Source organism: Caballeronia sp. LZ065 (assembly GCF_031450975.1).
Classification (GTDB): Bacteria; Pseudomonadota; Gammaproteobacteria; order Burkholderiales; family Burkholderiaceae; genus Caballeronia.
This window is the reverse complement of the sequence record NZ_JARUXV010000001.1, coordinates 1,510,416-1,535,943: the sequence shown is the minus strand read 5'-3', so window position 1 is coordinate 1,535,943 and position 25,528 is coordinate 1,510,416. Positions and strand designations below refer to the sequence as shown.

Here is a 25,528-nt window from a genome sequence, read left to right as displayed (position 1 = left end):
CGTTTTTCCCCGTATTAACCGTGTTATTTCGGGCGTGTTGTTACAGCCGGGGGGGCCCGCCCCCCCGCCCCCGGGGGGGGGCGCCCGCTGCGCAATGGCAGGTTCTCAGCGATACACGATCACGGGAATCTTGGTATGCGTGAGCACGCGCTGCGTCTCGCTGCCGATCAACAGGCTACCGAGCCCGCGGCGTCCGTGCGACGCCATCAGGATGACGTCGCACCCGTTCTGCTCAGCCGCTTCGATGATGCCGATATACGGCGCCGCCTCGATGCTCGTGACGCCGTTGCAGGGCACGCCGGCGTCGTCGGCGGCACGCATCACCGCATCCAGATGCTCGCGGGCTTCGTTCTCGGCGCGGGCGTGGAAGTCGTCGGGCGGCTCGACGGCGACATCCGCGAACGGCGAATACGGATATTGCGGCAGACACGCATAAGCCGTGATGCGCGCGCCAACGGATTGCGCGAGATCGATCGCGCCGTCAATGGCCTTCTGCGACAGCTCTGAGCCGTCGGTCGGCACCAGGATGTGCTTGAACATGGCGTCCTCCTTCGAACCTCGGGGCACGCTTCATTGTAGTCAGGGCCGCGTTGCCGCGAGACGTTTCCCTACTGCGCCTCGTCCCCCCAATATCCCGGAGCGTTGTACGTATGCTTGAGCAGATCGAGGAACAGGCGCACGCGCAGCGGGAGATGCCGGCGCTGCGGAAACACCGCGTGAATGCCGATGGGCGGCGCGGCAAAGCCTTCCAGCACGCTCACGAGCCGTCCTTCACCGATGTCCTCGCCCACCTCCCACCACGAGCGCCACGCGAGCCCGCGTCCCTCCAGACACCATTCGTGCAGGACTGCGCCGTCGGAGCATTCCATCGTGCCGGACACCTTGATCGTCACGACCCGGCCGTCCTGCTGGAACACCCAGCCGCGCTGCTGATTCGCCGATGCCCCGAGCGCCAGGCAATTGTGCTGGGCGAGTGCCGCGAGATCCGCGGGCGTGCCGCGGCGCGCCAGATAGTCCGGCGATGCCACGCACACGCGCCGGTTCTCGCCGAGCTTCAGCGACACCAGCGACGAATCCGGCAACTCGCCCAGCCGCACCGCGCAGTCGAAGCCTTCGTTGACGAGATCGACCATGCGGTCAGTCAGGTCGAGACTCACCGATACGTCCGGATGCTGCGCGGTGAAACGAGGCACCAGCGACGCCACATGCCGCCGGCCGAAGCCCGCCGGCGCCGACACGCGCAAGTGCCCGCTCGCCTTCACGCCGCCCGCGGACACGCTGGCCTCGGCGTTCTGCATGTCGTTGATGATGCGCTGGCAATCCTCGAGGAAGGCCGAGCCTTCGAATGTCAGCGTGATTTTGCGCGTGGTGCGCACCAGCAGCTTGACGCCGAGACGCTCTTCGAGCGCATCGAGCCGGCGTCCGATGACCGCCGGCGCAATGCCTACCGCCTGCGCCGCCGCCGAGAGGCTGCCCTTCGCCGCCACCGAGGCAAAGGTTTCTATCTGCTTGAACCGATCCATGCGCTTTTGTCGTCATTGAGGAAGCCCGGAGACAGATTAGATACTGAAAAGTAAAAGATCAAGTGATGTTGCGGTGCTTTTTCCATTAACTGGATCACGAATAGAATCGATCCCGACCTCGATACGGAGCGCATGGCTATGTCGGCCAGAACGACAATCACCGCAACTGCGACACCTTCGTCTTTTCCCGACATGCCCCGGCATCCGCGCGCCGTCATCTTCGATGCCTACGGCACCCTCTTCGACGTCCATTCGGTCGTCGCCGCCGCCGAACAGCTGTTCCCCGGACGCGGCGTCGCGCTGTCCCGGCTGTGGCGTCGCAAGCAGATCGAATACACGCAATTGCGCACGCTCGCGGACCCGGCCGGTACGCACTACGAGCCGTTCTGGAAAATCACCGTCGATGCGCTGCGCCACGCCGCCGCGCGTCTCGCGCTCGCCGATTCGCTGACCCACGCCGCCGAAAAGCGCCTGCTCGACGAATACGCGTGCCTCTCGACGTTTCCCGACATCGTGCCGGCGCTCACGGCGCTGCGCGACCGCTTCAAGCTTCCGCTTGCGATTCTCTCGAACGGCAGCGCGCCGATGCTCGACGTCGCCGTGAAGAGCGCCGGCATGAGCGGCCTGTTCGATTACGTGCTGTCCGTCGATGCCGCGCGCGCCTATCCGCCCGCCCCCGCCGCGTATGCGCTCGGCACCCGCGCCTTCGACGCGTCGCCGCGCGACATCGTGTTCGTCTCGGGCAGCGGCTGGAACGTCGCGGGCGCGACCTGGTTCGGCTACACGAGTTTCTGGATCAATCGCGCAGCGCTTGCGGCAGAGGAACTCGGCGTCGCGCCGCATGGACGCGGGCGCGGCATGGCGGATCTCGTCGCGTTCGTCGAAGCGAGCGCGGCACGCCCGCCCGCGCGGGAGCGCAGCCGCACGGCGGGCAGTGTGCGCCGCTCGTCCCCAGTCTGATTCGCCATGCATCAACCCCACGCAAACCTCTACGCAAAACCAGCAAGCAAAACCGTCTGACCGACCAAGGAGAACACAATGACCTCAATCTCGAATCCGCCCACGCTGCCGAAGGGCATGGCAATCTCCGCCGACATCAAGCCGGACTACCAGGCCATTCTGACGCCCGAGGCGCTCCAACTGGTCGCCGCGCTGCACCGTCAGTTCGAGCCGCGCCGCCAGGAATTGCTCGCCGCGCGCGTCGAACGCACCCGGCGCCTCGACGCCGGCGAGCGCCCCGATTTTCTCGACGCCACGCGCTCCATCCGCGAGAGCGACTGGACCGTCGCGCCGCTGCCGAAGGACCTGCAATGCCGCCGCGTCGAGATCACGGGTCCGGTCGAGCGCAAGATGATCATCAATGCGCTCAATTCCGGCGCCGATTCCTACATGACCGACTTCGAGGATTCGAACGCGCCGAACTGGGACAACCAGATCGTCGGTCAGATCAATCTGCGCGACGCGGTGCGCCGCACGATCTCGCTGCAGCAGCACGGCAAGTCGTACACGCTCAACGACAAGATCGCGACGCTGATCGTCCGTCCGCGCGGCTGGCATCTCGATGAAAAGCATGTGACCGTGGACGGCCAGCGCGTGTCCGGCGGCCTGTTCGACTTCGCGCTCTATCTGTTCCACAACGCGCGCGAGCTGATCGCGCGCGGCAGCGGTCCTTACTTCTACCTGCCGAAGATGGAGAGCCATCTCGAAGCGCGTCTGTGGAACGAGGTTTTCATCGCGGCACAGGAAGCCGTCGGCATTCCGCGCGGCACGATCCGCGCAACCGTGCTCGTCGAGACGATTCTCGCCGCCTTTGAAATGGACGAGATCCTCTACGAACTGCGCGAGCACAGTTCGGGTTTGAACGCGGGCCGCTGGGACTACATTTTCTCGGCGATCAAGAAGTTCAAGAACGACACGGACTTCTGTCTCGCCGACCGCGCGAAGATCACGATGACCTCGCCGTTCATGCGCGCTTACGCGCTCGAACTGCTGAAGACCTGCCACAAGCGCCAGGCGCCGGCGATCGGCGGCATGTCGGCGCTGATTCCGATCAAGAACGATCCCGCGGCGAACGAGCGCGCGATGGACGGCGTGCGCTCCGACAAGACGCGCGACGCCACCGACGGCTACGACGGCGGTTGGGTTGCGCATCCGGGCCTCGTGCCGATCGCGATGAAAGCGTTCGTCGACGTGCTCGGCGACCAGCCGAACCAGATCGGCAAGCAACGCCCCGACGTGCAAGTCACCGCGCACGATCTGCTCGACTTCCATCCGGAAGCGCCGATCACCGAAGCGGGCTTGCGCAACAACGTGAACGTCGGCATCCACTATCTCGGTTCGTGGCTCGCGGGCAATGGCTGCGTGCCGATCCACAACCTGATGGAAGATGCCGCGACCGCCGAGATCTCGCGCTCGCAGGTGTGGCAATGGATCCGCTCGCCGAAGGGCACGCTCGACGACGGCCGCAAGGTCACGGCCGCGCTGGTGCGCGAGATCACCATCGACGAGCTGGAGAAGGTGAGAATGGCCGTCGGCGCAACGGGCACGGACACGAAGCCCTATGAACGCGCGGCGAAGATCTTTGAGGAGATGTCGACCTCGGCCGAGTTCACCGAATTCCTGACGCTGCCCTTGTACGAGGAGATCTGAACGCGTCGTCTCTGATGACGTTTCAGCGTGCGAAAAAAAACGGCCTGCGGGCCGTTTTTTCCTTTGAGGCGCATCATGGTCCGAGCATGACGTGTGCTACATTGCCCATCGCCTTTTTCAACGATTCAACCGTGGAGCGCACTCACCGTGCGAACGACAGCATGAGCAACATCCAGCTCGATATCGAATGGACCGAAGCGGCATCGCGCAAGATCGAAAAACTGATGCCGCGCAACGCCAACAAGGACGCGTACCTGGCGCTGCCGCCCGTCGAGTGCCTGCCGATGGAAGGCGACGTGCTCTTTCTCGGCCCGGACGGCAAGCAGCAGCCGTTCATCGTCGCGGAGCGCCAGTACCATCACGAAGGCGACGCCGACTGGACCATCATCCTCATTCTCGACGTGCCGCACGACACGCACTGATCGCGTCCGGTCCTTGCCGGCTTAGAGGCGCTTAGAGGAGCTTCGTCGCCTTGCGCACTTCGCCGTGTTCGCACAGCGCCGGCGCCTTGGCGCGGAATGCCAGGATATGCGGCGCCTGGCCGTGTGCGTCGAGCGCTTCCTGGCTCTCCCAGCGCTCGACGAAGATGAAGCGGCGCGGCTCCTCGTTGTCGCGATGCAGATCGTATTGCAGTGCGCCGCGCTCCTTGCGCGTCGGCTCGACGTTCGCTTCGAGCACCTGCTTCAGTTCTTCTTCCTTCCCCGGCTTCGCGACAAAGATCGCGACAACGGCGACTTCCGACATGGGCTTCTCCTGTCTTCGTTGATTGACGAAGCACGAGCATAACCGCCCGCGTCATGCGCTGCCGGAATGAAACGGGCGCGACACAAACGCGAAGCACAAAGAAAAAGCCCGCGTTCCGGTGGGAACGCGGGCAAAAACCGTCGCCCTACGAGGATAGGCGACGGGGCCATCGGGGCTCGCTGCATGGCGAGCCAATGTTCGGCATGTCTGGTTCATTGCGCGTGATGACTCGCTTGTCGAAGAAGCTTCGAGCGACGATTCGCGCCATTGATGCAATGTACTATCCAGAGGCCCATTCTTTATAAGCTCTTGCGCACATTTCCCGATGGAAAGAATTGTCTGCGCATATCGCAGGCGAGTTTCGCATTAGCGCGCATTACGAAACGCGCATGTGATGACCGGTTGAGGCACGCTCATCGCGATCCATGCAAACAAAAACGCCTCCCGAAGGAGGCGTTGCGCAGTGCAGCGTCTTGCAGGAAGGATCAGCTGATCTGCCCGGCGAGCAGCGCCATGATCTGACGCGCTTGCGGCGACGAGTCCGGATTGCCCTTGTCGTCCACGATGGCGACACGCGTCTGCGCTTCCGTCACCGCCCGCACATTGACCTGATACTGCTTGGCCTTCATTTCCGTGCGGCCGTGGAAGACCTGGCTCCAGAAGCCCTGCTCCGCCGACCGCTTGTCGGTCGGATCCACGTAGCGCACGTAATACATGCCCTTGGCGCGATCGCGGTCGTCCACCGTGAAGTTGGCGCGATCGAGCGCGGTGCCCACGCGCAGCCACGCGCGATCGTAGGCTTCCGGCAAGGTGATTTGCGACGTATCGGCCTCGGGCACGACTTCGTTGCGAATCGGCGTGTTGCCGGCATTCGCGACGTTCTGTGCCGCAACCGAAGCCGCCTTGGCATCGCCGCCCTTCGCGGCTTGCGCGCCGGCCACGGCCGGCGTATCCAGCGAAGTCGCGCCGCCCGAAGCCGTGCGCTGGTCGGACAGCGCGATCGACGACATCAGACGCTTCAGGTACTCGTTCTCGAGCGCGGGATCGTTCGGACGCGCTTGCCACTGGCTCGAATCGTTGTTGACGCCGGTGAGCGCCTCACGCATGCCCTTCTGGCTGATGAACACGTAGGTGCCGCCGTCTGGCGCTTTTTCGAGACGCGTCCGGTACTTGTTCCGCTCGGCCGTGACATACGAATTGCCGGTGGCCTTGGCGAGCGTGTCGCGAATCAGGCCGTCGGAAATCTGCGGATGGGTTTCGTTCCAGTCCGTTTCCATCACGCCCTTGTCGCGCTGATCCACCACCAGCAAGAAGCCCTGCTCCTGCCAGAAGCGCCGGATTTGCGGCCAAACCTGATCGGGGGATTTGCCGTCGACCACGAGCCAGCGCTCAGCGCCATCCCGCTGGATGTGCATGCCCGAGACGGGCGGCACGACGGTCGGCGCGTTTGGCGCGACTTTCTGCACTTGCTGGAGATCGGACAGCGAGGCCTGTCCGCCCTGCGGCGGCAGCGAGCGCTGATCGACCGTTTCGTCGATCAGGTTCGGCGGCACGGCCAGAGACACCTGCTTCGAACGCTGATCGCTCTTGTAATTGAACGCATTGGGATTGGTCGAGCCGCATCCCGCCACGATTCCTGCTACCGCGAGCAGCGCAGTCATGCGCGTGACCGCCCGCGTGCTGAGCTGCTGGGTTACCCGCCTGGTTACACGAAAATCTGTCATGTCTGGAAAGTCCTTCCGCTACGCCACGGGCGTTCTTCCGTGGATCAACCCGTTATTTTACCGATCCCGCGCGCACAGGTGCAAAAACACGGGATATCCCTCATGACGGGCGCTGCGGCATGAGTCAGCACGCCGCGCATGAATCTGATGTCGATCCTTTGATGAAACGCGTGACGCCAGCGAAACGCCTGGATGCCCCGCCGCTTCGCCACGACCACAAATGACAATTTATGACGATTGACCGAAGCGACGATTGACGCGTGCGCGCACGGCAACCCGCTGATTTGCATTGGGTTTTTCGGAAGGGCGCAATGTCCGACGCACACTTGACCAAAGGCAGCCATCTATTGCGAAGCATAACCATAACCCTAGAATCTCCTCTCAAACAATACGAAAACTCCCAATTTGAGAGATGAATTCGATGACCAAAATCAGACATCCTAAAAATATCGCGCGGGGGCTCGCGATAGGTTCTCTATTGCTGACAGCGACCGCGACTGCCCATCTCGGCGGCGCCGCGCGCGCAGCAGACGACGCAACGGACGCCGTCGTGCGGCGGGCGCAATCGGGGGTGCCGGCATTCCGTGAAACGACCGATCCGAACGGGATCGTCATCCGCGAGTACGTCGATGGACGCGGCACGGTCTACGCCGTGTCCTGGCGGGGGCCCCGCGATGCCGGACATCCGGGCGCTCCTCGGCACGCATTTCGAGACGTTCAAGGAAGGCGCGCTGGCATCGATGGGCACGCTCGGACTGCACACGGTGCAGGTGGCGACGGGCGATCTGGTCGTCGAGAACCGCATGCGCCTGCGCGAGTTCAGCGGCCGCGCGTGGCTCGCGAACGCGCTGCCGCCTGGCGTGAACGCGTCAGACATTCAGTAGGAGGCGGCCATGTCCTGCCACAAAGCGCTCCTTGAACCCTGCGCGCTGCTGCTCGTCACGGCGCTCTGCTCGCTGCTGGTTGCCTGCGGCGGCGGCGGAGGTAATGGCGAAGCAAGCGGGACCAGCGCCCGCGGGACCACGACCGCGACACCCGCCTCATCCGCGTCCCCAGCCGCACCCGCGCAGGCCGACGCGCCACAATCCGCGAGCACGACCGTCGTGCAATCGTCATCGTCCAACGTGCAGCCCATCACCGTCTCCCGCACCGCCACCGACACACGCAACATGCTGCAAACCAGCGTGACACTTTGCGTGCCGGGCACGAACACGTGCCAGACCATCGACGGCATCCAGGTCGATACCGGCTCGCACGGGTTGCGCGTGCTGGCCTCCGCGCTCGATCCGACAATGGCGCTGCCGCCCGTCGCGGGCAGCGCGCCGGGCTCGGCGATGGCGGAATGCGCCGTGTTCGGCTCCGGCTATACGTGGGGTGCGGTGCGCCAGGCCGATATCCGGCTCGCGGGCCAATTGGCGGCCTCGACCTCGGTGCAGATCATCGCCGACCCGGCGGTGCCCGGCGTCGCCCAGGACTGCAACCAGTCGGGACTCTCGATGCTCAACGCGACCACCCTGCGCGGCAACGGCATTCTCGGCATCGGGCCGTTCGTCGCCGATTGCGGCGCGAACTGCGCCAACTCGCCCATGCCGCGCTGGTATTACCGATGCGCTGCGGGCGCATGTGCCCCGAGCCCGCTCGCGGTCGCGCAGCAGGTGACGAATCCGGTGGCGAACTTCGCCACTGACAACAACGGCGTGGTGATCGAGCTGCCCGACGTGCCCGACCACGGCGCCTTCAGCGTCAACGGCACGCTGACCTTCGGCATCGGCTCGCAAGCCAACAATGCGCTCGGCTCGGCCACGGTGCTCGCAGCCGACTCGGCGAGCGCCTATGTCACGACGGATTTCGGCGGCACGAGCTACGGCGCGAGTTTCATCGACAGCGGGTCTAACGGCCTGTTCTTTCCTTCGACGACGCTCGCGCGCTGCGGCGGATGGTTCTGCCCGGCGACGACGCAGTCGCTCAGCGCGACGATCCGCTCGCCGGCGGGCGCGCAAAGCACGGTGAACTTCAGCGTCGCGCCCTCGACGAGCCTGTTCGGCAGCGGCAATTACGCGTTCGACAATCTCGCGGGCCCGTCGAGCAATCTCTTCGACTGGGGCTTGCCATTCTTCTTCGGCCGACGCGTCTTTACGGCTTTCCAGGAACGCGCGACGCCCGCCGGCGCCGGTCCTTACTACGCGTTCTGAGCCGCGCACGCGAAAAAGCCGTCCCGCTTCGCGCGGGACGGCTTGAGTATCGGCTTCGAGAACGCGGCCGTGGCTAAGCCTGCTTCTGCTTCTCTTCGTCGAAGATTTTCTGCGCCAGGTGATAGGCCGAGTTCGCCGCCGGCACACCGCAATACACGGCCGTCTGCAGCAGCACTTCCTTGATCTCGTCCTGCGTCACGCCGTTGTTCTTCGCGGCGCGCAGATGCAACGCGAGTTCCTCGCTGCGATTCAGCGCCACCATCATCGCGATGGTGATGAGGCTGCGCGTGTGCCGCGGCAGGCCGTCGCGCGTCCAGATCTCACCCCATGCATAGCGCGTGATGAAGTTCTGGAAATCGGTCGTGAGTTCGGTGCGGTTCGCCAGCGACCGGTCCACGTGCGCGTCGGACAACACCGCGCGGCGCACCTTCATCCCGGCTTCGTAGCGTTCGTCATCGGTCATGCTCATGCTCCAAGAAAGTCGAGAACGGCGCTCGTGTATTCGTTGCGCTTTTCGATGTTCGACAAATGCGCGGCGTCCAGTTCGAGATAACGCGCGCCTTCGATATAACCCGCCAGCTCGCGGCCCTGCTCGGCGGTCGTCGAGAGATCGTGCGTGCCGGCGATCATCAGCACCGGCAGCGCGATGGTCTTCGCTTCGTCGCGCAGGTCGGCGTCGCGGATCGCTTCGCAATTCGACGCGTAGCCATCGCCCGACGTATGGCGGAACACATCGCGGATGTTGGCGAGCGCGAGCGGCTCGCGCTCGATGAACGGCGCGGTGAACCAGCGCGCGATCACGGCGTCGGTGAGCGCGGGCATGCCGCCCGGCTCGCGGGCTTTCGCGGCGCGCGGCGTCCACACGGCGTCCGAACCGATCAGCGCAGCCGTGTTCGACAACACGACGCGCGCAAAACGCTGCGGATGACGCGCCGCCAGGCCGATGCCGGTGAGACCGCCCATCGACAGCCCGCAGTAGTGCGCGCGCTCGATCTTCAGATGATCCATGAGGCCGATCACGTCGCCGATCAGCTGGTCGATCGTGTACGGCCCCGGCGGCACGTCCGAATGACCGTGGCCGCGCGTGTCGTAGCGCAGGACCCGGTAATGCTGCGCGAACGCCTCGATGTTCGGCGTCCACATCGACACATCCGCGCCGAGCGAGTTGGACAGCACGAGCCACGGGGCGCTGTCGCCCGCCGTGGCATCGACGCGATAGTGAAGCCGGGTTCCGTTGACTTCAGCAAGAGGCATGTTTTAACGCTCCCGTTCTTTCGGTTCTTTCAAGTTGGCGTTCGCGATGGCGGCATCGACGAACGACTGCGCCTGTCCGACGTAGTTCGCCGGATTGAGCAGGGACTGGAGTTGCGCGTGCGACACATGGCGCATCACGGTTTCGTGTGCGGCGAGTTCTTCAAGCAGCGGGCGGCCGTTCGCGACCGCCGCCTTCGATGCCGCTTCCACCAGCTTGTGCGCCTCCATCCGGCCGATGGCATCGCCCAGCGCCAGCATCACCGCTTCGCCGAGCACGAGGCCGTGGGTGGCGTCGAGATTCTGCGCGAGCCGTTGCGCATTCACTTCGAGCCCCGCGACGATGCTGTTGAGATTCGCCACCGCGCCCGCCGCAAGTCGCGCGAGGTCGGGCAGCGCCTCCCATTCGGCCTGCCAGCCGCCGAGCGCGCGCTCGTGTTCCTGAACCATGCCCGCGAAAATCGTCGCCACCAGATTCGGCGCGCGCGTCGCGGCTGTCAGCACCGCCGCGCAACCGACGGGATTGCGCTTGTGCGGCATCGTCGACGAACCGCCCTTGCCCGCCGCCGCCGGCTCTGCGACTTCCCCGACCTCGGTCTGCATCATCAGGGAGATGTCGCGTGCGATCTTGCCGAGCGTGCCCGTCAGCATGCCGAACCAGGCCGCGGCTTCCGCAATGCGGTCGCGCTGCGTATGCCACGGCAGGACCGGCAGCGTCAGATGAAGATCATCCGCGAGCGACTGCGCGACCGGCAATGCGTGGTCGCGCAGACTCGCGAGCGTGCCCGCCGCGCCGCCGAACTGCAGCGCCAGCGCACGCGCCTTCAACTCGTCCAGGCGCGCGCGCTGACGCGTGATTGCGTCGAGCCATTGCGCGAACTTGAGACCGAGCGTGATCGGCAGCGCCTGCTGCAGCCACGTGCGGCCGATCATCGGCGTCGCGCGGTGCGCCTGCGCCTGCGCGGCAAGCGCCGTGGCGAGCGTGCGCAGGTCGGCATCGAAGAGATCGAGCGCGGCGCGCAGTTGCAGCACCAGTCCCGTGTCGATGATGTCCTGGCTCGTCGCGCCCCAGTGCACATACTTCGCGGCCTCGGCGTCGCGCGCCTTGACGACCGCCGTCAACTGCTTGACGAGCGGAATGGCCAGATTGCCGCCCGCCTGCGCGCCGCTCATCAGCGCTTGCGCGTCGATCTCGTCGGCTTGGCACGCGGCGACGATCGCGTCCACGGCGCTCGCCGGAATCACGCCGTGCAGCGCCGATGCACGCGCGAGCGCGGCTTCGACGTCGAGCATCGCCTGCACGGTCGCGCGCGGCGACCAGAGCGCGTTGGCGGCCTCGCTGCCGCAGATCAGATCGGTGAGACGTCCCGTGGCTGCGAACATGCGGTCACACGCGCTCGATGACGATCGCGATGCCCTGGCCCACGCCGATGCACATCGTACACAGCGCGTAGCGGCCGCCGGTGCGGTGCAGCTGATAGCTCGCGGTCGTGACGAGACGCGCGCCCGACGCGCCGAGCGGATGGCCCAGCGCGATGGCGCCGCCGTTCGGATTGACGCGGGCGTCGTCGTCGGCCACGCCGAGCATGCGCAGCGTCGCGAGACCTTGCGAGGCGAACGCTTCGTTCAGTTCGATCACGTCCATCTGGTCGATGCTCATGCCGAGGCGCGTCAGCAGCTTCTGCGACGCCGGCGCCGGGCCGATGCCCATCACGCGCGGCGGCACGCCCGCCGTGGCGACGCCGAGAATGCGCGCGCGCGGCGTGAGGCCGTGGCGCTGCGCGCTCTCTTCGTCGGCGATCAGCATGGCGACCGCGCCGTCGTTCACGCCCGACGCATTGCCGGCCGTCACCGAACCGTCCGGCCGCACGACGCCCTTCAGCTTCGCGAGCGCCTCAAGCGTGGTTTCGCGCGGATGTTCGTCACGCTCGACGATCAGCGGATCGCCCTTCTTCTGCGCGATCGTCACCGCGACGATCTCCTGCGCCAGCGTGCCGTCCTGCTGCGCGCGGGCGGCCTTCTGCTGCGAGCGCAGCGCGAACGCGTCCTGATCGGCGCGGCTCACCTTGTAGTCGTCGGCGACGTTTTCGGCGGTTTCCGGCATCGAATCGACGCCATATTGCTTCTTCATCAGCGGATTGACGAAGCGCCAGCCGATGGTCGTGTCGTGGATCTCGGCAGCGCGCGAGAAAGCGCTCGTCGCCTTGCCCATCACGAACGGCGCGCGGCTCATGCTTTCGACGCCGCCCGCGATCATCAGCGTGGCTTCGCCCGCCTTGATCGCGCGCGCGGCGATGCCGATCGCATCCATGCCGGAGCCGCACAGACGGTTCACGGTCGAGCCCGGCAGGCCTACCGGCAGCCCCGCCAGCAACGCCGACATGCGCGCGACGTTGCGGTTGTCTTCGCCCGCCTGATTCGCGCAGCCGTAGATCACTTCGTCGACCGCGTCCCAGTCCACGTCCTTGTTGCGTTCGACGAGCGCGCGCAGCGGCACGGCGCCGAGATCGTCGGCACGCACTGACGAGAGTGCGCCGCCGTAACGGCCGATCGGCGTGCGGATCGCATCACATACGAAGGCTTCTTTCATTGCTTGGCTCCAGTATTGTCTTGTGTCTCTGAGGCTCGGGCGTTGGCTCGGGCTCGGTATGCCGTTCAGGCGGCTTCGCTCAGCGGCGCATATTGCAGCGGCACCTGCGCGAGCTTCTGCAGCTCATCGAACGACAGGCCTTCCACCATTTCCCGCACGACGAAGCCTTCCGGCGTGACGTCGAACACGGCGAGGTCGGTGTACACGCGATCCACGCACTGCACGCCCGTCACCGGATACGAGCACTGCGCGACCAGCTTGCTTTCGCCCTGCTTGGTCAGCAGTTCCATCATCACGTAGACCTGCTTCGCGCCGATCGCCAGATCCATCGCGCCGCCGACCGCCGGAATCGCGTCCGGCGCGCCGGTGTGCCAGTTCGCGAGATCGCCGTCTGCCGACACCTGGAATGCGCCCAGCACGCAAAAATCGAGATGGCCGCCGCGCATCATCGCGAACGAATCCGCGTGATGGAAATACGCGCCGCCCGTGAGCAACGTGACGTGCTGCTTGCCGGCGTTGATGAGTTCGTCGTCTTCCTCGCCCTTGGCCGGCGCCGGGCCCATGCCGAGCAGGCCGTTTTCGCTATGCAGGAAGATTTCGCGGTCCGCCGCGAGGTGATTGGCGACGAGCGTCGGCACACCGATGCCGAGGTTCACGTAGGCGCCTTCGGGAATGTCCGCGGCCACGCGCCGGGCCATTTCATCACGAGTCAGTTTCTTCATGGCTATGTCCTTGCTCAACGTTCGTTCAGGCAGCGAGTTCGGCTTGATGCACCGCTTGCGGCACTTCCACCACGCGCTGCACGAAAATGCCCGGCGTCACGATGTTCTCGGGGTCCAGTTCGCCCAGCGGCACGACCTTCGACACCTGCACGATGGCCGTCTTCGCGGCGCTCGCCATGATCGGGCCGAAGTTGCGCGCCGTCTTGCGATACACCAGATTGCCCCAGCGGTCGCCCTTGAACGCCTTCACCAGTGCGAAGTCCGCGTGCAGCGGCGACTCCAGCACGTAGTGCTTGCCGTCGATCTCGCGCGTTTCGCGGCCTTCCGCGAGCTTGGTGCCGTAGCCCGTCGGCGTGAAGAATCCGCCGATGCCCGCGCCCGCCGCGCGGATGCGCTCGGCCAGATTGCCCTGCGGCACGAGTTCGAGCTCGATCTCGCCCGCGCGATACAGCGCGTCGAACACGTGCGAATCGGTCTGGCGCGGGAACGAACAGATGATCTTGCGCACGCGCTTCGCCTTCAGCAGCGCAGCCAGGCCGATGTCGCCATTGCCGGCGTTGTTGTTGACGATCGTGAGGTCGCGCGCGCCTTGCTCGATGAGCGCGTCGATCAGCTCGGACGGCATGCCCGCCGTACCGAAACCGCCGATCATGATGGTCGCGCCGTCGTGGACGTCGGCCACGGCCGAGGCGAGCGAATCGAAAATCTTGTTGATCATTGCCGTTCTTCTCCAGTCTGGACGCCGCGTCAGCGACAGGCGCCCGTCCCGTTCCAGGGTTTATCTGCTCGAAATCAGACTTGCGAGCGGACATAAAAGCGGACTTGCCAGCGAATGTTCGATATGCGAACATGGATTCGTTTAGCGAACATCGGCATGGTAGTCCTGCGTTTGTTGCCGTGTCAACGAAGCACTGTCGAAGTGCGGGTTTTCACGGAGCCGCCGCCGCTTCGCGCCACCTGGATCACACCTATGAAACCATCAGCCTCTTCCGCTTCCGAGATCGATCCGCCGGATGCACCGGACGCACCGGATGCGCAGTCGCGTCCCGGCGATGCATATGTGCAGTCGTTCGCACGCGGGCTTTCGGTGATCCGCTCCTTCGACGCCAGCCGGCCGGCGCAGACCCTCACCGACGTCGCCGCGGCCACCGGGCTCACGCGCGCGGGCGCGCGCCGCATTCTGCTGACCTTGCAGGCGCTCGGCTATGTCGAGGCGGACGGCCGCCTGTTCCAACTTACGCCAAAAATCCTCGACCTGGGTTTCGCCTACCTGACGTCGATGCCCTTCTGGAATCTCGCCGAACCGGTCATGGAGGATCTCGTCGGACAAGTGCACGAAAGCTGTTCGGCGGCCGTGTTGAACGGCGCGGAGATCGTCTATGTGCTGAGGGTGCCGACGCACAAGATCATCACGCAGAACCTCTCCATCGGCAGCCGGCTGCCCGCGTTCTGCACTTCGATGGGCCGCGTCCTGCTCGCCGCGCTCGACGAAGCCAGCCTCGCCGCCATCCTCGATGCGACTCCGCTGGTGGCGCGCACGCCGCGCACGATCGTCGACCGCGACGTGTTGAAAGCGGCGATCGCCGTCGTGCGTACGCAAGGTTGGGCCATCGTCGATCAGGAACTGGAGGAAGGCCTGATCTCGATGTCCGCGCCGATCCGCGACCGGCAAGGCCGGGTGATCGCGGCGCTCAACATCAGCGGCAACGCGCAGCGCAAGAGCGCGAAGCAGATGGTGAAGGCCTTTCTCGAGCCCTTGCTGGATGCGGCGCAGCGCGTGTCGGACATGGTCGCGCGGCGCGGTTGATGGTGCATTGGACGTAATGAACGCCCCTGACATGATCCGGCCTGCCGCCAAAGCGCCATGAACGATCTCGATCTGAACCTGATCCCGTACCTCGTCGCCATCGAGGAAACGCGCAACGTGAGCCGCGCCGCCGAGCGGCTCGGCGTGAGCCAGCCGCGGGTGTCGACCGCGCTCGCGCGGCTGCGTGAGTATTTCAACGACCCGCTGTTCGTGCGCACCGCGCGCGGCATGGAGCCGACGCCCCGCACGCTCGCGCTCGTGCCCGCCGCGCGCGAGGCGCTCGCCCGCATCGAGCGCGGCATGCTCGACCGGCAGCATTTCGATCCGTCCACGAGCGCGGAAACCTTTTCGATCGCGCTGTCGGACGTGGGCGAGATCGTGTTCCTGCCGCGTCTTCTGCAGGCGTTCGCGCAGCAGGCCCCGCATGCGAACCTGCGCTCGGTGTCGGCTTCGCATGGCGATGTCGGACGCGGGCTCGAAGCCGGCGAAATCGATCTGGCCATCGGCTATTTTCCGGATCTGCGCGGCAACAACTTCTTCCAGCAACGGCTATTTTCACACCGGTTCATCTGCCTGATGCGGCGCGATCACCCGTTTGCACGCGAACCGCTGACGCTTGAGCGCTTCCTCGCCTGCGGACATGCCGTGGTGCGCGCGGAAGGCCGGAGCCAGGAGATCCTCGAGAACCATCTCGATCGCGAGCGCGTGCGACGCCGCGCCGTGCTCGAAACGCCGCACTTCATGAGCCTGCCGTTCATCCTGTCGCGCACCGACCTGATCGCGACGGTGCCGCATGCGATCGGCTTCGCGTACGTTGCCGAACACGCCTCGATCACGCTCGCCGAGCCGCCGCTCGCGCTGCCGCGCTTCGATCTCAAACAGCATTGGCATCGCAAGTTCCATAACGACGCGCGCACGCAATGGCTGCGTGGCGTCGTCGCCGCCCTGTTCAACGATGAACTCGACGAATGGCCAAAGTAGCCTGCTCTCGGTGGATGATGAATCCCGCTAACATCGCAGTTTTATCGCCCGGCAGGAATGATCGATGGATGCGCTGACCAGTCTGCGGGTGTTTCGCGAGGTCGTCGAGGCGGGCAGCTTCGTGAAGGCCGCCGAGCGCCTCGACATGTCGACCGCCATGACCAGCAAGCACGTCGCGAATCTGGAGCGGCAGTTGGGCGTGCGTCTCTTGAACCGGACGACGCGACATCTCAGTCTCACCGAAGCCGGCAGCGTGTACTTCGAGCAATGCAGCGAGGCGCTCGATATCCTGCAGGCCGCGGAGGCGGCCGTCGGCGCGCAGACGGCGCAGCCCCAGGGCGTGCTCAAGGTGACCGCGCCGGGCTGGTTTGCCAATCCCACTTTCGCTGAACTCCTGGTGGCGTATCAGGCGCGCTATCCGGGCGTGCTGGTGGATCTGCGGCTGGAGAACCGCTTCGTCGATCTCGTCGAGGAAGGTTATGACATGGCCTTGCGGGCGACCTCCGACCCTTCTCCCTCGCTGATCGTGCGACCGCTGTGCAGGATGCCTTTCATGCTCGCGGGCGCGCGCGCCTATCTTGAGCGCCAGGGCCACCCGCGTCACCCCGACGATCTCGCTCGGCACCGCTTGGTGTTGCCGACCTACACCAATATCGAATCGGTGACGCTGAGCGGGCCAGACGGCGCGTTCACCGTCAAGCATCAGGCCGTCCTCAAGACCAACGACACCGCGATGGCGCTGCAACTCGTGCGCGCCGGGCTCGGGCTCGCGTATTTTCCGGCTTGGATCGTGGAACCGGAGCTTGCATCCGGAACGCTGCTGCGGGTGTTGCCGGACTATTCGGCGTTCTCGCCATCCGTGTATGCGGCGTACACCAGCCGCAAGTTCATGACGAGCAAGGTGCGGACCTTCATCGACTTTCTCTCCGACGCGCTGAGCGATCGCCCGCCTTATTAGGATTACTCGTATTCGTGCTTGAGGGCCGACGTGCCATCATCGCGCCGCTTCCCGCAGCGTGCGCGCGACGTGGTGCGTCGCGAGTGTGTCGCGATCTCGCGCAGCGCCGGGACCTTCCCTCACTTCGTCTGTCACGAGGTTTGCGCGACATGGATTTTCCCTGGTTTCCCCTGGCGTTCGGGCTGTGCCTGCTGACGTTCGTGATGTTCGTTTGCCGCACGGTCAATGCAGCTTGCGGCGTTCCGCGCTGGAACGGCGCGCTGTTCTTCTTTGCACTGTGTTGTCTGGCCATGCTGCTGGACTTCGCGCTCACGATGATCTTTGCTTCGGCCAGCTTCTACGAACGGACCGAGTATGAGCGCTACACATCCCGCAGCGACTGGGGTGAACGGGCCGTGACTTACCTGATTCAGTTGACCATCGCACTGGCGCTGGCCGTGCGGTTCCGAAGGCGTCAGCGATTTGCGCGCTGTCGTGCGGCCGGACGTGCGAGGGCTTGCGCGAAGTGTCCGGTGGAGCGACGCGCGCAGTGCAAGCAGCGCGATGTCGTGCAGATCCAGACGTCGGCTTATACGCGGTCGGAGTTGCCGCTGTAGCGGTGGTTGAGCAGTGATTGTTGGTGCGCGTTGAATCGCTATTCCTGAAGCAAATTTCACATCTACAACAGAGACATGCAATGAGACGCCATTCATCTGTCGCCGCCGCGTCGGCCGCGATCATCCTGACCGCATGCGGCGGCGGTGGAAGCGACAACAGCCCGTCCACGCCCGCTCCCACGCCGTCTGCGGCAGGGCTCTATACAGGGGAGACGGACAACAACCGGCAAGCCTCCGTGCTCATTCTGGACGACGGACGCCTGTATTCGATTTACTCCGTCGCGGGCAACGTGAACTTCATCGCCGGCGGGGTCATCGGTGCGGTCGCGTCGAGCAACGGCAAGTTGTCGAATGGCAGCGGCATCGACGACAACCTCGAAGGTCAGGGCAGCAATGCAGTTACGCTCTCAGGCGCTTACTCTGCGAAAGTCTCCATCAACACGACGATCCTTTACGCGAACGGGGCGAAGACCACCTTTGCGGGCGCCTACGATCCGAATTACGACACCGTGCCCATGCAGGCCACGGTGACGGGTACCTTCAAGGGCGAGAGCATGACCAACGGCGGACGCGACCCGAACGTCACGTTGACGGCGGACGCCACCGGGTCGATCACGGGCACAGGCGCGGGATGCACCTTCACTGGGTCGATCAAGCCGCATGCGTCGGGCAACGTCTACGACCTGACGATCAGCTTCGGTGGCGGAACCTGCGCGTATCCGAACGCTACGGCGTCGGGTGTCGCGGTCATGTCTGGAACAACCATGCGCGCGGAACTTCAGACTCTTCAGTCACCGACGAAAGCGGGCGTGCTCTTCGTCGGCGCAAGACAATAAGCAGTAAGTAGCCGTGGCACGAAGGGATGGACCGCGGCCCGCTTGCGGGCCGCCCGCCGCCACGCTACAATCGCCGTTCTTTGCTACACACCCTGCTGCCACGCAGCGCAGTTCGGGATCGTGGCGGAGGGTCAGACGGCAACGCCAGACTTTTCGCAAAGGCAATCGGGGCGTAGCGCAGCCTGGTAGCGTACCTGCATGGGGTGCAGGTGGTCGGAGGTTCAAATCCTCAGTGGCCTAGCTGCTAAGTGATTGTTTCTGCTACGTTTCCTCTCTCCTTCAGTCCGGCTGTTCGATGTGGTCGTTACACATCCGAGGCCAGCATGTGTACCCATCTCATCCGCCGTGGTGCTCGTTACAGCATTCGCCGTCGCGTCCCTTCTGACCTAATCGCCGTCATCGGTAAGCATGAACTTGTGCGCGCCCTCGGCACTGCCGACCGAAGCGAAGCTGTGCGCCGCTGTCGCCTTGAAGGCGTACGCATCGACGCAGAATGGTCGGCACTGCGCGCCGGGACGCCGCAGCCGGGACTGCCTGATCTGCCGCACACAGAAACCATCGTGCCGCAGCCGCACAAGCAACCTGCTCGGACGGGCCGCAGCCTGTCGGAAGTGCTTGCCGCATGGGCGAAGGAACGCCAGCCGCAGCCGCGCACGGTCACGACAGTTACGAAGGTAGTCAACAGGTTCCGGCAGATGGTCGGCAACATCCCGCTCGCCACCATCGAGCGAAAACACGTCGTCGCCTTCAAGAACGCCCTCATTGAGTCCGGGCAAACAGCAGTAAACACCGATAAGCAACTGGTCATGCTTCGGACACTGCTCGCTTACGCCGCGAATCAAGGGTGGATGTCAGTGGACCCTTCGAAGGGAGTCCGCGTCGGTGAGCGGCGTAACGCGAAAGCAGTGCGCCTACCGTTCGACCTCCCAGCACTGAAGCGCATCTTCTCCTCACAGGTGTACACCGAGGGTCATCGTCCCGCAGGCGGCGGTGGGGCGGCGACTTACTGGATGCCGCTGCTTGCGCTTTACACTGGCGCTCGCCTCGAAGAACTCGCGCAGCTTCGTCCGGAGGATGTTCAGCAGTCCGCGTACGTGGATGCCAGTGGCGTGCAGCAAAGTGCGTGGATCCTACGCATTAGCGACATTGGGGAGGGGCAAGAAGTGAAGACCGCAGCTTCTCGCCGCCGTGTGCCGATCCACGCTGACCTTATTTCCCTTGGCTTCATCGAATATGCGCAGAGCGTGCGCGGCGCACGCCTATTCCCGCTGCTCAAGATGGATTCAGACGGACGCGAGGGCGGTCTGTTCGGAAAGTGGTTCGGCAAGCAAATCCGCAAGCTCGGTATCTCGGACAGGCGGATGGTGTTTCATTCGTTCCGACACCTCCTCAAGCACGCGATGCGGGAATGTGGGATCAGCGAGGAAGTCTCCGACGCGATCACCGGCCACACGTCGGGATCAGTCGGGCGTCGGTACGGTGCGACTCTGTACCCGCTTGCACCCTTGGTAGATGCGATGCAGCGTTACCGCGTGCATGGCCTGGTATTGCCTGAACGCTGGCGCGCTTGAGCGACCGCACCGCCGCCCTTGCAGCGTTCGCATGCTCGTTGCATGAGCGAATCCAGGAACCCTCGCCCGCCGCATCGCGGGCAAAGGCGCTCGCCTTCTTTTAACTCTGGCGGTTGCATGATGTAGTCCCTCCTAGCAGCAGCATAGCTTATGAACTGAGGTGCTTCCAGCGCAGGCCGCGTGCCGCAGTGCTCACTGCGTTCGCAGACACACCGAGTTTGCGTGCCAAAGCAGCAGGGCCGTGCTTGCGGCTGTACGGCGTGTACACCGACCGGATGTACCTGACCTGATCGGCAGTCAGCTTCGCATGGGCGCTGCTTTCGCCTCGGCTGTCCGTCCTGTCGCGAGCGCGGTCGCGCTGATTCCCGCTAGGCGTCTTCCACGATAGGTGCGCCGGGTTGCAGCAATGCCGCGTGTGACAGGCACCGTGCGCTGCCTGATGCTCCGGCGTAGGCGCTGGACCCGCAGCCAGTGTGAGTACGAGTCGATGCAATTCGGTTGCGCGGCCCTCGTGTTTCGCGCAGCCGTATCCGTGTCGGTTTCGATAGCCAGTCCAAAGCCAACAGTTCAATTCATTTGTGAGACATCGTGATTCGATGTCCTTAATTGTGAGTCTCTGCAATTGGCGATTCTCCTTATTAGGGCGGAATTGAAAATGAGAAAAGGTTCGTCCAGACTGTCTCCGCTGAGTGGCACGCGACACTGACCTGCCTGCACCCGCATTCGATCAACTATCGGAGAGCAGGTATGGGCACCCTTCAGAAACGTCCGAATGGCAATTGGACTGGCAAGATTCGACGGCACGGCTATCCAGCCCAGTCGAGAACATTCCTTACGAAGAAAGACGCGCAGCGTTGGATCGCAGAGACAGAAGCCGAGATGTCTCGGGACTGCTTTGTGGACACCGCACTCGCTCGCAAGATGCTTTTGCGAGACGCTTTCGCACGTTATGCCGACGAGGTGTCGTCGGGTAAGCGCGGCGCTGCTGATGAGCGAATCCGGCTAACCGCGATGCGACGCGACCCTCTGGCGGATTATTCGTTCTCGGCGTTGAAGCCTTCGGTCATCGCAGCATGGCGACAGAGGCGGCTGCAATGTGTCTCCGGCTCGACTGTCAACCGCGAGATGAACATCCTTCGGCATGTCATCGACACTGCGCGGAAGGAGTGGGACGTTGCGATGCGGATCAATCCATGCGACGACGTAAGGCGTCCGAGATCGAATCCACCACGCGAGCGTCGCCTTCCTGCCGACGAGCAAGCCGTGCTGATGACCGAATGCCACCGCGCACGGTCATGGTGGCTCGCTGCAATGGTCGAAATAGCACTTCAAACAGGGATGCGGCAATCCGAGATTCGTACGCTGCAATGGGAGAACGTCGACCTGGCGGATCATGTCGCGCTCCTGCCCGCCGCTGCGACCAAGACTCTCACCACACGGACGGTGCCGCTCGACACGACATGCATGAAGGTACTCGAAGCGCTGCATCGCAAACAGGGTGAGCCAAAGAACGGGCCAGTCTTTCCTGGCGTCACGCGAAACGCCGTCAAGCTGGCCTTCAGGCGAGCATTGAAGCGTGCCGGTCTAAAGGACTTTCGGTTCCATGACACGCGCCACGAGGCCACATCGCGGCTTACAGAACTTGGATTAAGCCCAATCGAGGTCGCGCAGATTACCGGACATAAGACCCTCTCAATGCTCCAGCGGTACACCCACTTGCGCGCCAAAGAACTCGTTAAGAAGCTCGGCTAGAGAACGCCAGCGCGGCAGCAGCCTCGTGTGAAGCCGCTGCCGCGCCGCGCTTAGAAGACGCCCGCTACCGGGTCGCCAATTACGTCGCCCTGCTTGTTGCCGTACGACGAGTCGAGCGACTTCTTCGCCATACGCTTGCCGAAGCTCGCGGCATCGAGTGTGATGTTCAGCGGCGCGTGATCGCCCTTGCGCATCAGGTTGAGGTTCAGGTGCCCGCCACCGAGGTACGTGCCCCACTGAACGTGATAGTCGTCCGGGTCGAAGTTCGCCATGTCGCCGCCCTTGCCCTTCACGGCATCGCGTGCCAGGCCGCTGATCTCCTCGCGCATCGAGTCCTGATAGAGCTTCGAGTCCTGCGAGGCAGTCGCACCGGGAACCTTCGTCACGAAGTCCTTGAACGTCTGGCCGGGACCGAAGCGCCCCCTGTCCTCCGGGATCAGCGCGCCTGGCACAGCCGTGGCCGAGCCGACGACTTCCTGGTACGCCATGCGCGCCGCGTCATCGTCCGACAGACCGAACGCTGCCTGCTTCGACGCCATGCGGTCAGCGATCTTGCCCGCGAGCATCTGCTTGTTGCCGTCGCTGATGTCCCACGCCGAGAGGTTGCCCTGACGGAACGGGTTCCACCACGGACCCGACTGCTTCTGCACGTACGACAGCGCCTCCTTCTTGTCGAGTGCGCTGGCCTGCGCGAGCTTGCCGCGAGTGCGCTGCGTGCGCAGCATGTCGAACTGCTGCGGGTCTGTGATGTCCGCACCGCTGTCGAGGATGGCGAGGACCGACTCGGCGTTGTCACCGAAGTACGACTTCACCGCGCCTGCGCCGCCCGGACCTTCGCGGAGCTTCTGCGCGATGCTGATAACGTCCTGCTGCTGCGGATTAGCCGGGCCAGTGCCGTCGAACATAGTGCCCATCGTGCTGTTGATGTAGCCAGCCAGCATTGGTGGGTGCATGTCCTTCTCGCGGGCCGTCGCGCTGGCGTGCTGCCAGAACGTGTTCCACGTCGGGTCGTTCTCACCGCCCGCTGCCTTGGCCTTCAGCGCGTCCTGCCACACGCCGTTCAGCAGCGACACCTGCGCGCCTTCCGGGATCGGGATGCCCTTCAGCGCTTCCGGCTTGTCGGAGGCCCATGCGCTCGCCACGAGCGTCTGCCCCTGCTCGAAGTTCAGCAGCCCTCGCTGCGCCCGCTGCAAGGCCCGGTCTTGGCGCAGGTTATTCAAGTCCATCTTCTGCAACGTCTCCGCGATCTTCTCCGGCGCGAACGGCACGGTCGCATCTCCGTTCTTCAGCCGCCAGGCGTCGTTCACCTTCTCCATCTGTGCCGTGGCCGCTGCGTGGCCCTCTGCCGATGTGGCGTACGGACTGACGCCCTGCGTCATGCGGAACTCCAGCGTGTGAACGTCCTCCAGCCCTCGCGTGTTGTCCGGATTCTTCATGGCCCATTGCGCCTCAAGCCGTGGAATCTTGTCCGCAAGCTCGGCCTTCATGCCAGCGTCCAGCGTCTGATACTCAGGCTGCTGCTGGATGGCGCGCACCGCCTGCCAGTTCCCGGTCATCGCGTTCGACACGGTGACATCGCGCAGGCCACGCTGATACGAGGCCAGGTCCATGTTCTCGGGGCGCTGAATCTGCTGCCTGAAGTTCTCATGGGCCTGCGCCACGTCATCGGCCGTCATGTTCGGATTCGCGCCTAGGGTCGCCTGCATCGACTTGGCCGCAGTCGTCGCCATGTTCGTGAAGCCGTTGTAGTTCTGCTCCTGCGTGTACTGTACGTACTGCTGCATGTGCTGCTAAAGCATCTGCGGCATCTGCTCGGCCAGCTTCTGCTGCACCATCGCGTCCGTCCACTGGTCGCCCGTCTGCGGCACCTGAGACATCTTCTGCACGATGTAGCCTCGCACCTGATCCGGCGACTTCTCGCGCAACTGCGGCATGGCCTGCATGAACTGCGTCTGCGCGTCGTTCATCGCAGCGTTCACGTTGAACATCTGCGCGCCCTGCACCGTGGCGTCCGGGCCGTACAGCTTCGTGTACCACGGCTGGTCGTTCTCGATGTCGATGAGCGACTTGCCCTGCGCGGCCTGTGCCATGCCGTCTGCGTACTGCTCCTTCTTGGCGCGGTCGATGTACGGCTGGATCATGCCCTGCGTCAGCTTGTTGAAGCTGTCGATGTCGATGCCAGACCCGAGCACGCCCTGCCGCCGCTGTCCTGCCGCGAACGCGGCGATGTCAGTACCGCCTTGCGCCACCTGCCCGCTGGACTGCGAGCCGCCTGCGGAACCACCGCCGAAAGTGGTGGAGCTTCCGCTCGTGCCGCTGCCCTGCTGGACGACTACACCGCCGTCATTGCCGAGGCTGAAATTAATTCCCATCGTAATCCTTATCGTTAGTCTGTTAGTTAGAACGTTTGGTTGCGCGAGCGATCAGACGTCGCCAGACAGCGTGAAGTTGAATCCGCCGTCGTTACTACTGTTGTCGCTGCCGCCGAGGTTCCAATCGCTGCTGGAGGAGCCGCTGCTGAAGCCGTACTTATTGCCGCCGCTGGCGTTCGTGCTCGTCCATGTGTCGCCTACGGAGTTGACGCCATTGATGATTGCATTGGACGAGTAGTTCTGCGTCTGCCCGACTGTGCCACTGCCGTTGCTGTTGTCCGAGCCGCCGATAGACACCCCAGTGGAGCCGCCGCCATTGCGGAACTGGCTGAAGCCGCCGCCACCCGCCGCGCCCATCAGCGCCATCTGCGCCGCCGTGAGGTCCGGAGACTTCGCGGGTGCGATGTACGTGGTGGGAATCGCCGCCTGGTAGTTCATGTTCGCGACCGTCTCGCCGTAGTCCTGCGACATGATCAGATTCGAGCGCAGACCGCTGTTTTGCATCGCGGCATCGAAGGACACCTGCTGCGTCTTCGTCGCCTGATTGACGCCGAGCCGCGCATTGCGGCCCTTCATCGCAGCGCGCATCATTTCAGAGCTTGTACCACCGACACCCCGCGCCGCGTTGTCGGCGTTGATCGCGCCAAGCGCCTGTGCAGCTTGAATCTGCTGCTCGACGTTGCCTCGGATCATCGAGTCGAGCACGCGAGCCTGATTCACCTGCGCCGTGTTCCAAGCCGAGCCTGCGGCTGCTGCCCGCGTGCTGTTGCCGATTGACCGCTGTGTATTGGCGAGGTTCGCCTGCGCCGCTGCGAAGCCGTTACCGGCCTGGCGCAGCTTGTTCGCGTTGTCTGCCTGATCCTGCGAGAGCAAGTTCGCCGCGTCGGTCTTAGCCGTGTCCACGGTGTTCTGCGCGTTGTTCTGCGCGTTGAGGATCGTGCCTTGGTACACGCCCGACACTGCGCCCGCGATCATCTGTACGAATTGACACATAAGGTTCTCCCTATTTAATGGATTGTTGGCGAAGCGATGACCGGGATCAACCCAATCATCGCGCCCTGTCCGTACCGGGTGAGATAGGTCAGCACCTCCGAACGAGCGGGATGGCCTGGTCGCATGATGACCAGCCCCATGAATTCAGCCAGCTTGGCGACGCCTGCTCCAGGGTCGCAAGTGCGCTCGTTCGCTTCTCTCGCGAGTTCCGCCAACGTGCGGCCTGACGGCATGCCGGAAGGCGCGCCGATGTATTCGATGCTCATA

Annotated in this window: 26 protein-coding genes and 1 pseudogene; 13 read left to right on the top strand and 14 right to left on the bottom strand. The window is 64.3% G+C overall.

Annotation, left to right across the window (positions count from 1 at the left end):
• Positions 1–105 precede the first annotated feature (105 nt).
• A complete protein-coding gene (locus QCE63_RS07045) occupies positions 106–540 on the bottom strand; it encodes a universal stress protein (RefSeq protein ID WP_309831848.1) in 435 nt (144 codons plus the stop codon).
• A 68-nt stretch (positions 541–608) separates the two neighbouring features.
• Positions 609–1,523, bottom strand: a complete 915-nt coding sequence (locus tag QCE63_RS07040) for a LysR family transcriptional regulator (protein WP_309831846.1) — start codon at positions 1,521–1,523, stop codon at positions 609–611.
• Between the two features lie 192 nt (positions 1,524–1,715).
• On the opposite strand from QCE63_RS07040, the gene QCE63_RS07035 reads away from it, so the two are divergent.
• The 3 genes from QCE63_RS07035 to QCE63_RS07025 all read left to right on the top strand — a co-directional run bounded on the left by QCE63_RS07035 (position 1,716) and on the right by QCE63_RS07025 (position 4,594).
• Positions 1,716–2,483, top strand: coding sequence for a haloacid dehalogenase type II (locus QCE63_RS07035; protein ID WP_309831844.1), 768 nt, complete (start codon positions 1,716–1,718; stop codon positions 2,481–2,483).
• 78 nt (positions 2,484–2,561) lie between these two features.
• Complete coding sequence (gene aceB, locus QCE63_RS07030; RefSeq protein WP_309831842.1) at positions 2,562–4,172, top strand: malate synthase A; 1,611 nt, start codon at positions 2,562–2,564, stop codon at positions 4,170–4,172.
• Between the two features lie 161 nt (positions 4,173–4,333).
• Positions 4,334–4,594 (top strand): DNA-binding protein, encoded by a 261-nt coding sequence (locus tag QCE63_RS07025; RefSeq protein ID WP_309831840.1) that lies wholly within the window; start codon positions 4,334–4,336, stop codon positions 4,592–4,594.
• A 31-nt stretch (positions 4,595–4,625) separates the two neighbouring features.
• Here the strand turns inward: QCE63_RS07025 and QCE63_RS07020 are convergent, their stop codons facing one another.
• Positions 4,626–4,916 carry a putative quinol monooxygenase gene (locus tag QCE63_RS07020; RefSeq protein ID WP_309831838.1) on the bottom strand — a complete coding sequence of 97 codons (291 nt, stop codon included), beginning with the start codon at positions 4,914–4,916 and terminating at the stop codon, positions 4,626–4,628.
• Positions 4,917–5,401: 485 nt separating this feature from the next.
• Positions 5,402–6,640: an outer membrane protein assembly factor BamC gene (gene bamC, locus QCE63_RS07015; protein ID WP_404990086.1), complete on the bottom strand. Its 1,239-nt coding sequence runs from the start codon at positions 6,638–6,640 to the stop codon at positions 5,402–5,404.
• A gap of 412 nt (positions 6,641–7,052) precedes the next feature.
• On the opposite strand from bamC, the pseudogene QCE63_RS07010 reads away from it, so the two are divergent.
• The 3 genes and pseudogenes from QCE63_RS07010 to QCE63_RS07000 form a co-directional block, all read left to right on the top strand.
• Positions 7,053–7,253, top strand: a pseudogene (locus QCE63_RS07010) (hypothetical protein); the annotation flags it as partial.
• Between the two features lie 61 nt (positions 7,254–7,314).
• Positions 7,315–7,524: a DUF2844 domain-containing protein gene (locus tag QCE63_RS07005; protein WP_309831836.1), complete on the top strand. Its 210-nt coding sequence runs from the start codon at positions 7,315–7,317 to the stop codon at positions 7,522–7,524.
• Positions 7,525–7,533: 9 nt separating this feature from the next.
• On the top strand, positions 7,534–8,832 hold the full coding sequence (locus QCE63_RS07000) for a DUF3443 domain-containing protein (RefSeq protein ID WP_309831834.1): 1,299 nt from the start codon (positions 7,534–7,536) through the stop codon (positions 8,830–8,832).
• Positions 8,833–8,905: 73 nt separating this feature from the next.
• Here the strand turns inward: QCE63_RS07000 and pcaC are convergent, their stop codons facing one another.
• From pcaC to QCE63_RS06970, 6 genes are all read right to left on the bottom strand, one after another.
• Entirely contained in the window at positions 8,906–9,295 is a 390-nt protein-coding gene (pcaC, locus tag QCE63_RS06995) for a 4-carboxymuconolactone decarboxylase (protein ID WP_309808034.1), read from the bottom strand.
• A gap of 2 nt (positions 9,296–9,297) precedes the next feature.
• A complete protein-coding gene (gene pcaD, locus QCE63_RS06990; protein WP_309831831.1) occupies positions 9,298–10,086 on the bottom strand; it encodes a 3-oxoadipate enol-lactonase in 789 nt (262 codons plus the stop codon).
• 3 nt (positions 10,087–10,089) lie between these two features.
• A complete protein-coding gene (locus QCE63_RS06985) occupies positions 10,090–11,466 on the bottom strand; it encodes a 3-carboxy-cis,cis-muconate cycloisomerase (RefSeq protein WP_309831830.1) in 1,377 nt (458 codons plus the stop codon).
• 4 nt (positions 11,467–11,470) lie between these two features.
• On the bottom strand, positions 11,471–12,673 hold the full coding sequence (pcaF, locus tag QCE63_RS06980; protein WP_309831828.1) for a 3-oxoadipyl-CoA thiolase: 1,203 nt from the start codon (positions 12,671–12,673) through the stop codon (positions 11,471–11,473).
• Between the two features lie 65 nt (positions 12,674–12,738).
• On the bottom strand, positions 12,739–13,395 hold the full coding sequence (locus QCE63_RS06975; RefSeq protein ID WP_309831825.1) for a 3-oxoacid CoA-transferase subunit B: 657 nt from the start codon (positions 13,393–13,395) through the stop codon (positions 12,739–12,741).
• Positions 13,396–13,420: 25 nt separating this feature from the next.
• Positions 13,421–14,113, bottom strand: a complete 693-nt coding sequence (locus tag QCE63_RS06970; protein ID WP_309808028.1) for a 3-oxoacid CoA-transferase subunit A — start codon at positions 14,111–14,113, stop codon at positions 13,421–13,423.
• A gap of 252 nt (positions 14,114–14,365) precedes the next feature.
• Between QCE63_RS06970 and QCE63_RS06965 the strand changes: the two genes are divergently transcribed.
• The 7 genes from QCE63_RS06965 to QCE63_RS06935 all read left to right on the top strand — a co-directional run bounded on the left by QCE63_RS06965 (position 14,366) and on the right by QCE63_RS06935 (position 21,896).
• Entirely contained in the window at positions 14,366–15,202 is an 837-nt protein-coding gene (locus QCE63_RS06965) for an IclR family transcriptional regulator (protein ID WP_309831823.1), read from the top strand.
• Between the two features lie 57 nt (positions 15,203–15,259).
• Positions 15,260–16,183, top strand: coding sequence for a LysR family transcriptional regulator (locus QCE63_RS06960; protein ID WP_309831821.1), 924 nt, complete (start codon positions 15,260–15,262; stop codon positions 16,181–16,183).
• 64 nt (positions 16,184–16,247) lie between these two features.
• Positions 16,248–17,141: a LysR family transcriptional regulator gene (locus tag QCE63_RS06955; RefSeq protein WP_309831819.1), complete on the top strand. Its 894-nt coding sequence runs from the start codon at positions 16,248–16,250 to the stop codon at positions 17,139–17,141.
• 149 nt (positions 17,142–17,290) lie between these two features.
• The gene (locus QCE63_RS06950) at positions 17,291–17,737 is read left to right on the top strand and encodes a hypothetical protein (RefSeq protein ID WP_309831817.1); all 447 of its coding nucleotides are present in this window, start codon (positions 17,291–17,293) and stop codon (positions 17,735–17,737) included.
• An 80-nt stretch (positions 17,738–17,817) separates the two neighbouring features.
• Positions 17,818–18,573 carry a hypothetical protein gene (locus QCE63_RS06945; protein WP_309831816.1) on the top strand — a complete coding sequence of 252 codons (756 nt, stop codon included), beginning with the start codon at positions 17,818–17,820 and terminating at the stop codon, positions 18,571–18,573.
• A gap of 323 nt (positions 18,574–18,896) precedes the next feature.
• Positions 18,897–20,144 carry a site-specific integrase gene (locus QCE63_RS06940; protein ID WP_309831814.1) on the top strand — a complete coding sequence of 416 codons (1,248 nt, stop codon included), beginning with the start codon at positions 18,897–18,899 and terminating at the stop codon, positions 20,142–20,144.
• 747 nt (positions 20,145–20,891) lie between these two features.
• Positions 20,892–21,896: a site-specific integrase gene (locus QCE63_RS06935; protein ID WP_309831812.1), complete on the top strand. Its 1,005-nt coding sequence runs from the start codon at positions 20,892–20,894 to the stop codon at positions 21,894–21,896.
• A gap of 50 nt (positions 21,897–21,946) precedes the next feature.
• Here QCE63_RS06935 and QCE63_RS06930 read toward each other — a convergent pair whose 3' ends face one another.
• The 4 genes from QCE63_RS06930 to QCE63_RS06915 are packed head-to-tail and all read right to left on the bottom strand — an operon-like array spanning position 21,947 to position 25,527.
• Entirely contained in the window at positions 21,947–23,680 is a 1,734-nt protein-coding gene (locus QCE63_RS06930; protein WP_309831810.1) for a hypothetical protein, read from the bottom strand.
• 6 nt (positions 23,681–23,686) lie between these two features.
• Positions 23,687–24,268, bottom strand: coding sequence for a hypothetical protein (locus QCE63_RS06925; RefSeq protein ID WP_309831808.1), 582 nt, complete (start codon positions 24,266–24,268; stop codon positions 23,687–23,689).
• Between the two features lie 51 nt (positions 24,269–24,319).
• Positions 24,320–25,261 carry a hypothetical protein gene (locus tag QCE63_RS06920; RefSeq protein WP_309831806.1) on the bottom strand — a complete coding sequence of 314 codons (942 nt, stop codon included), beginning with the start codon at positions 25,259–25,261 and terminating at the stop codon, positions 24,320–24,322.
• Positions 25,262–25,275: 14 nt separating this feature from the next.
• Complete coding sequence (locus QCE63_RS06915) at positions 25,276–25,527, bottom strand: hypothetical protein (RefSeq protein WP_309831804.1); 252 nt, start codon at positions 25,525–25,527, stop codon at positions 25,276–25,278.
• Between the last annotated feature and the right edge of the window lies 1 nt (position 25,528).

Excerpts from the sequence above, each read along its gene's own strand:
- QCE63_RS07045 (WP_309831848.1), bottom strand. The coding sequence starts at position 540 with ATGTTCAAGCACATCCTGGTGCCGACCGACGGCTCAGAGCTGTCGCAG.
- QCE63_RS07040 (WP_309831846.1), bottom strand. The coding sequence starts at position 1,523 with ATGGATCGGTTCAAGCAGATAGAAACCTTTGCCTCGGTGGCGGCGAAG.
- QCE63_RS07035 (WP_309831844.1), top strand. The coding sequence starts at position 1,716 with ATGCCCCGGCATCCGCGCGCCGTCATCTTCGATGCCTACGGCACCCTC.
- aceB (WP_309831842.1), top strand. The coding sequence starts at position 2,562 with ATGACCTCAATCTCGAATCCGCCCACGCTGCCGAAGGGCATGGCAATC.
- QCE63_RS07025 (WP_309831840.1), top strand. The coding sequence starts at position 4,334 with ATGAGCAACATCCAGCTCGATATCGAATGGACCGAAGCGGCATCGCGC.
- QCE63_RS07020 (WP_309831838.1), bottom strand. The coding sequence starts at position 4,916 with ATGTCGGAAGTCGCCGTTGTCGCGATCTTTGTCGCGAAGCCGGGGAAG.
- bamC (WP_404990086.1), bottom strand. The coding sequence starts at position 6,640 with ATGACAGATTTTCGTGTAACCAGGCGGGTAACCCAGCAGCTCAGCACG.
- QCE63_RS07005 (WP_309831836.1), top strand. The coding sequence starts at position 7,315 with ATGCCGGACATCCGGGCGCTCCTCGGCACGCATTTCGAGACGTTCAAG.
- QCE63_RS07000 (WP_309831834.1), top strand. The coding sequence starts at position 7,534 with ATGTCCTGCCACAAAGCGCTCCTTGAACCCTGCGCGCTGCTGCTCGTC.
- pcaC (WP_309808034.1), bottom strand. The coding sequence starts at position 9,295 with ATGACCGATGACGAACGCTACGAAGCCGGGATGAAGGTGCGCCGCGCG.
- pcaD (WP_309831831.1), bottom strand. The coding sequence starts at position 10,086 with ATGCCTCTTGCTGAAGTCAACGGAACCCGGCTTCACTATCGCGTCGAT.
- QCE63_RS06985 (WP_309831830.1), bottom strand. The coding sequence starts at position 11,466 with ATGTTCGCAGCCACGGGACGTCTCACCGATCTGATCTGCGGCAGCGAG.
- pcaF (WP_309831828.1), bottom strand. The coding sequence starts at position 12,673 with ATGAAAGAAGCCTTCGTATGTGATGCGATCCGCACGCCGATCGGCCGT.
- QCE63_RS06975 (WP_309831825.1), bottom strand. The coding sequence starts at position 13,395 with ATGAAGAAACTGACTCGTGATGAAATGGCCCGGCGCGTGGCCGCGGAC.
- QCE63_RS06970 (WP_309808028.1), bottom strand. The coding sequence starts at position 14,113 with ATGATCAACAAGATTTTCGATTCGCTCGCCTCGGCCGTGGCCGACGTC.
- QCE63_RS06965 (WP_309831823.1), top strand. The coding sequence starts at position 14,366 with ATGAAACCATCAGCCTCTTCCGCTTCCGAGATCGATCCGCCGGATGCA.
- QCE63_RS06960 (WP_309831821.1), top strand. The coding sequence starts at position 15,260 with ATGAACGATCTCGATCTGAACCTGATCCCGTACCTCGTCGCCATCGAG.
- QCE63_RS06955 (WP_309831819.1), top strand. The coding sequence starts at position 16,248 with ATGGATGCGCTGACCAGTCTGCGGGTGTTTCGCGAGGTCGTCGAGGCG.
- QCE63_RS06950 (WP_309831817.1), top strand. The coding sequence starts at position 17,291 with ATGGATTTTCCCTGGTTTCCCCTGGCGTTCGGGCTGTGCCTGCTGACG.
- QCE63_RS06945 (WP_309831816.1), top strand. The coding sequence starts at position 17,818 with ATGAGACGCCATTCATCTGTCGCCGCCGCGTCGGCCGCGATCATCCTG.
- QCE63_RS06940 (WP_309831814.1), top strand. The coding sequence starts at position 18,897 with ATGTGTACCCATCTCATCCGCCGTGGTGCTCGTTACAGCATTCGCCGT.
- QCE63_RS06935 (WP_309831812.1), top strand. The coding sequence starts at position 20,892 with ATGGGCACCCTTCAGAAACGTCCGAATGGCAATTGGACTGGCAAGATT.
- QCE63_RS06930 (WP_309831810.1), bottom strand. The coding sequence starts at position 23,680 with ATGCAGCAGTACGTACAGTACACGCAGGAGCAGAACTACAACGGCTTC.
- QCE63_RS06925 (WP_309831808.1), bottom strand. The coding sequence starts at position 24,268 with ATGGGAATTAATTTCAGCCTCGGCAATGACGGCGGTGTAGTCGTCCAG.
- QCE63_RS06920 (WP_309831806.1), bottom strand. The coding sequence starts at position 25,261 with ATGTGTCAATTCGTACAGATGATCGCGGGCGCAGTGTCGGGCGTGTAC.
- QCE63_RS06915 (WP_309831804.1), bottom strand. The coding sequence starts at position 25,527 with ATGAGCATCGAATACATCGGCGCGCCTTCCGGCATGCCGTCAGGCCGC.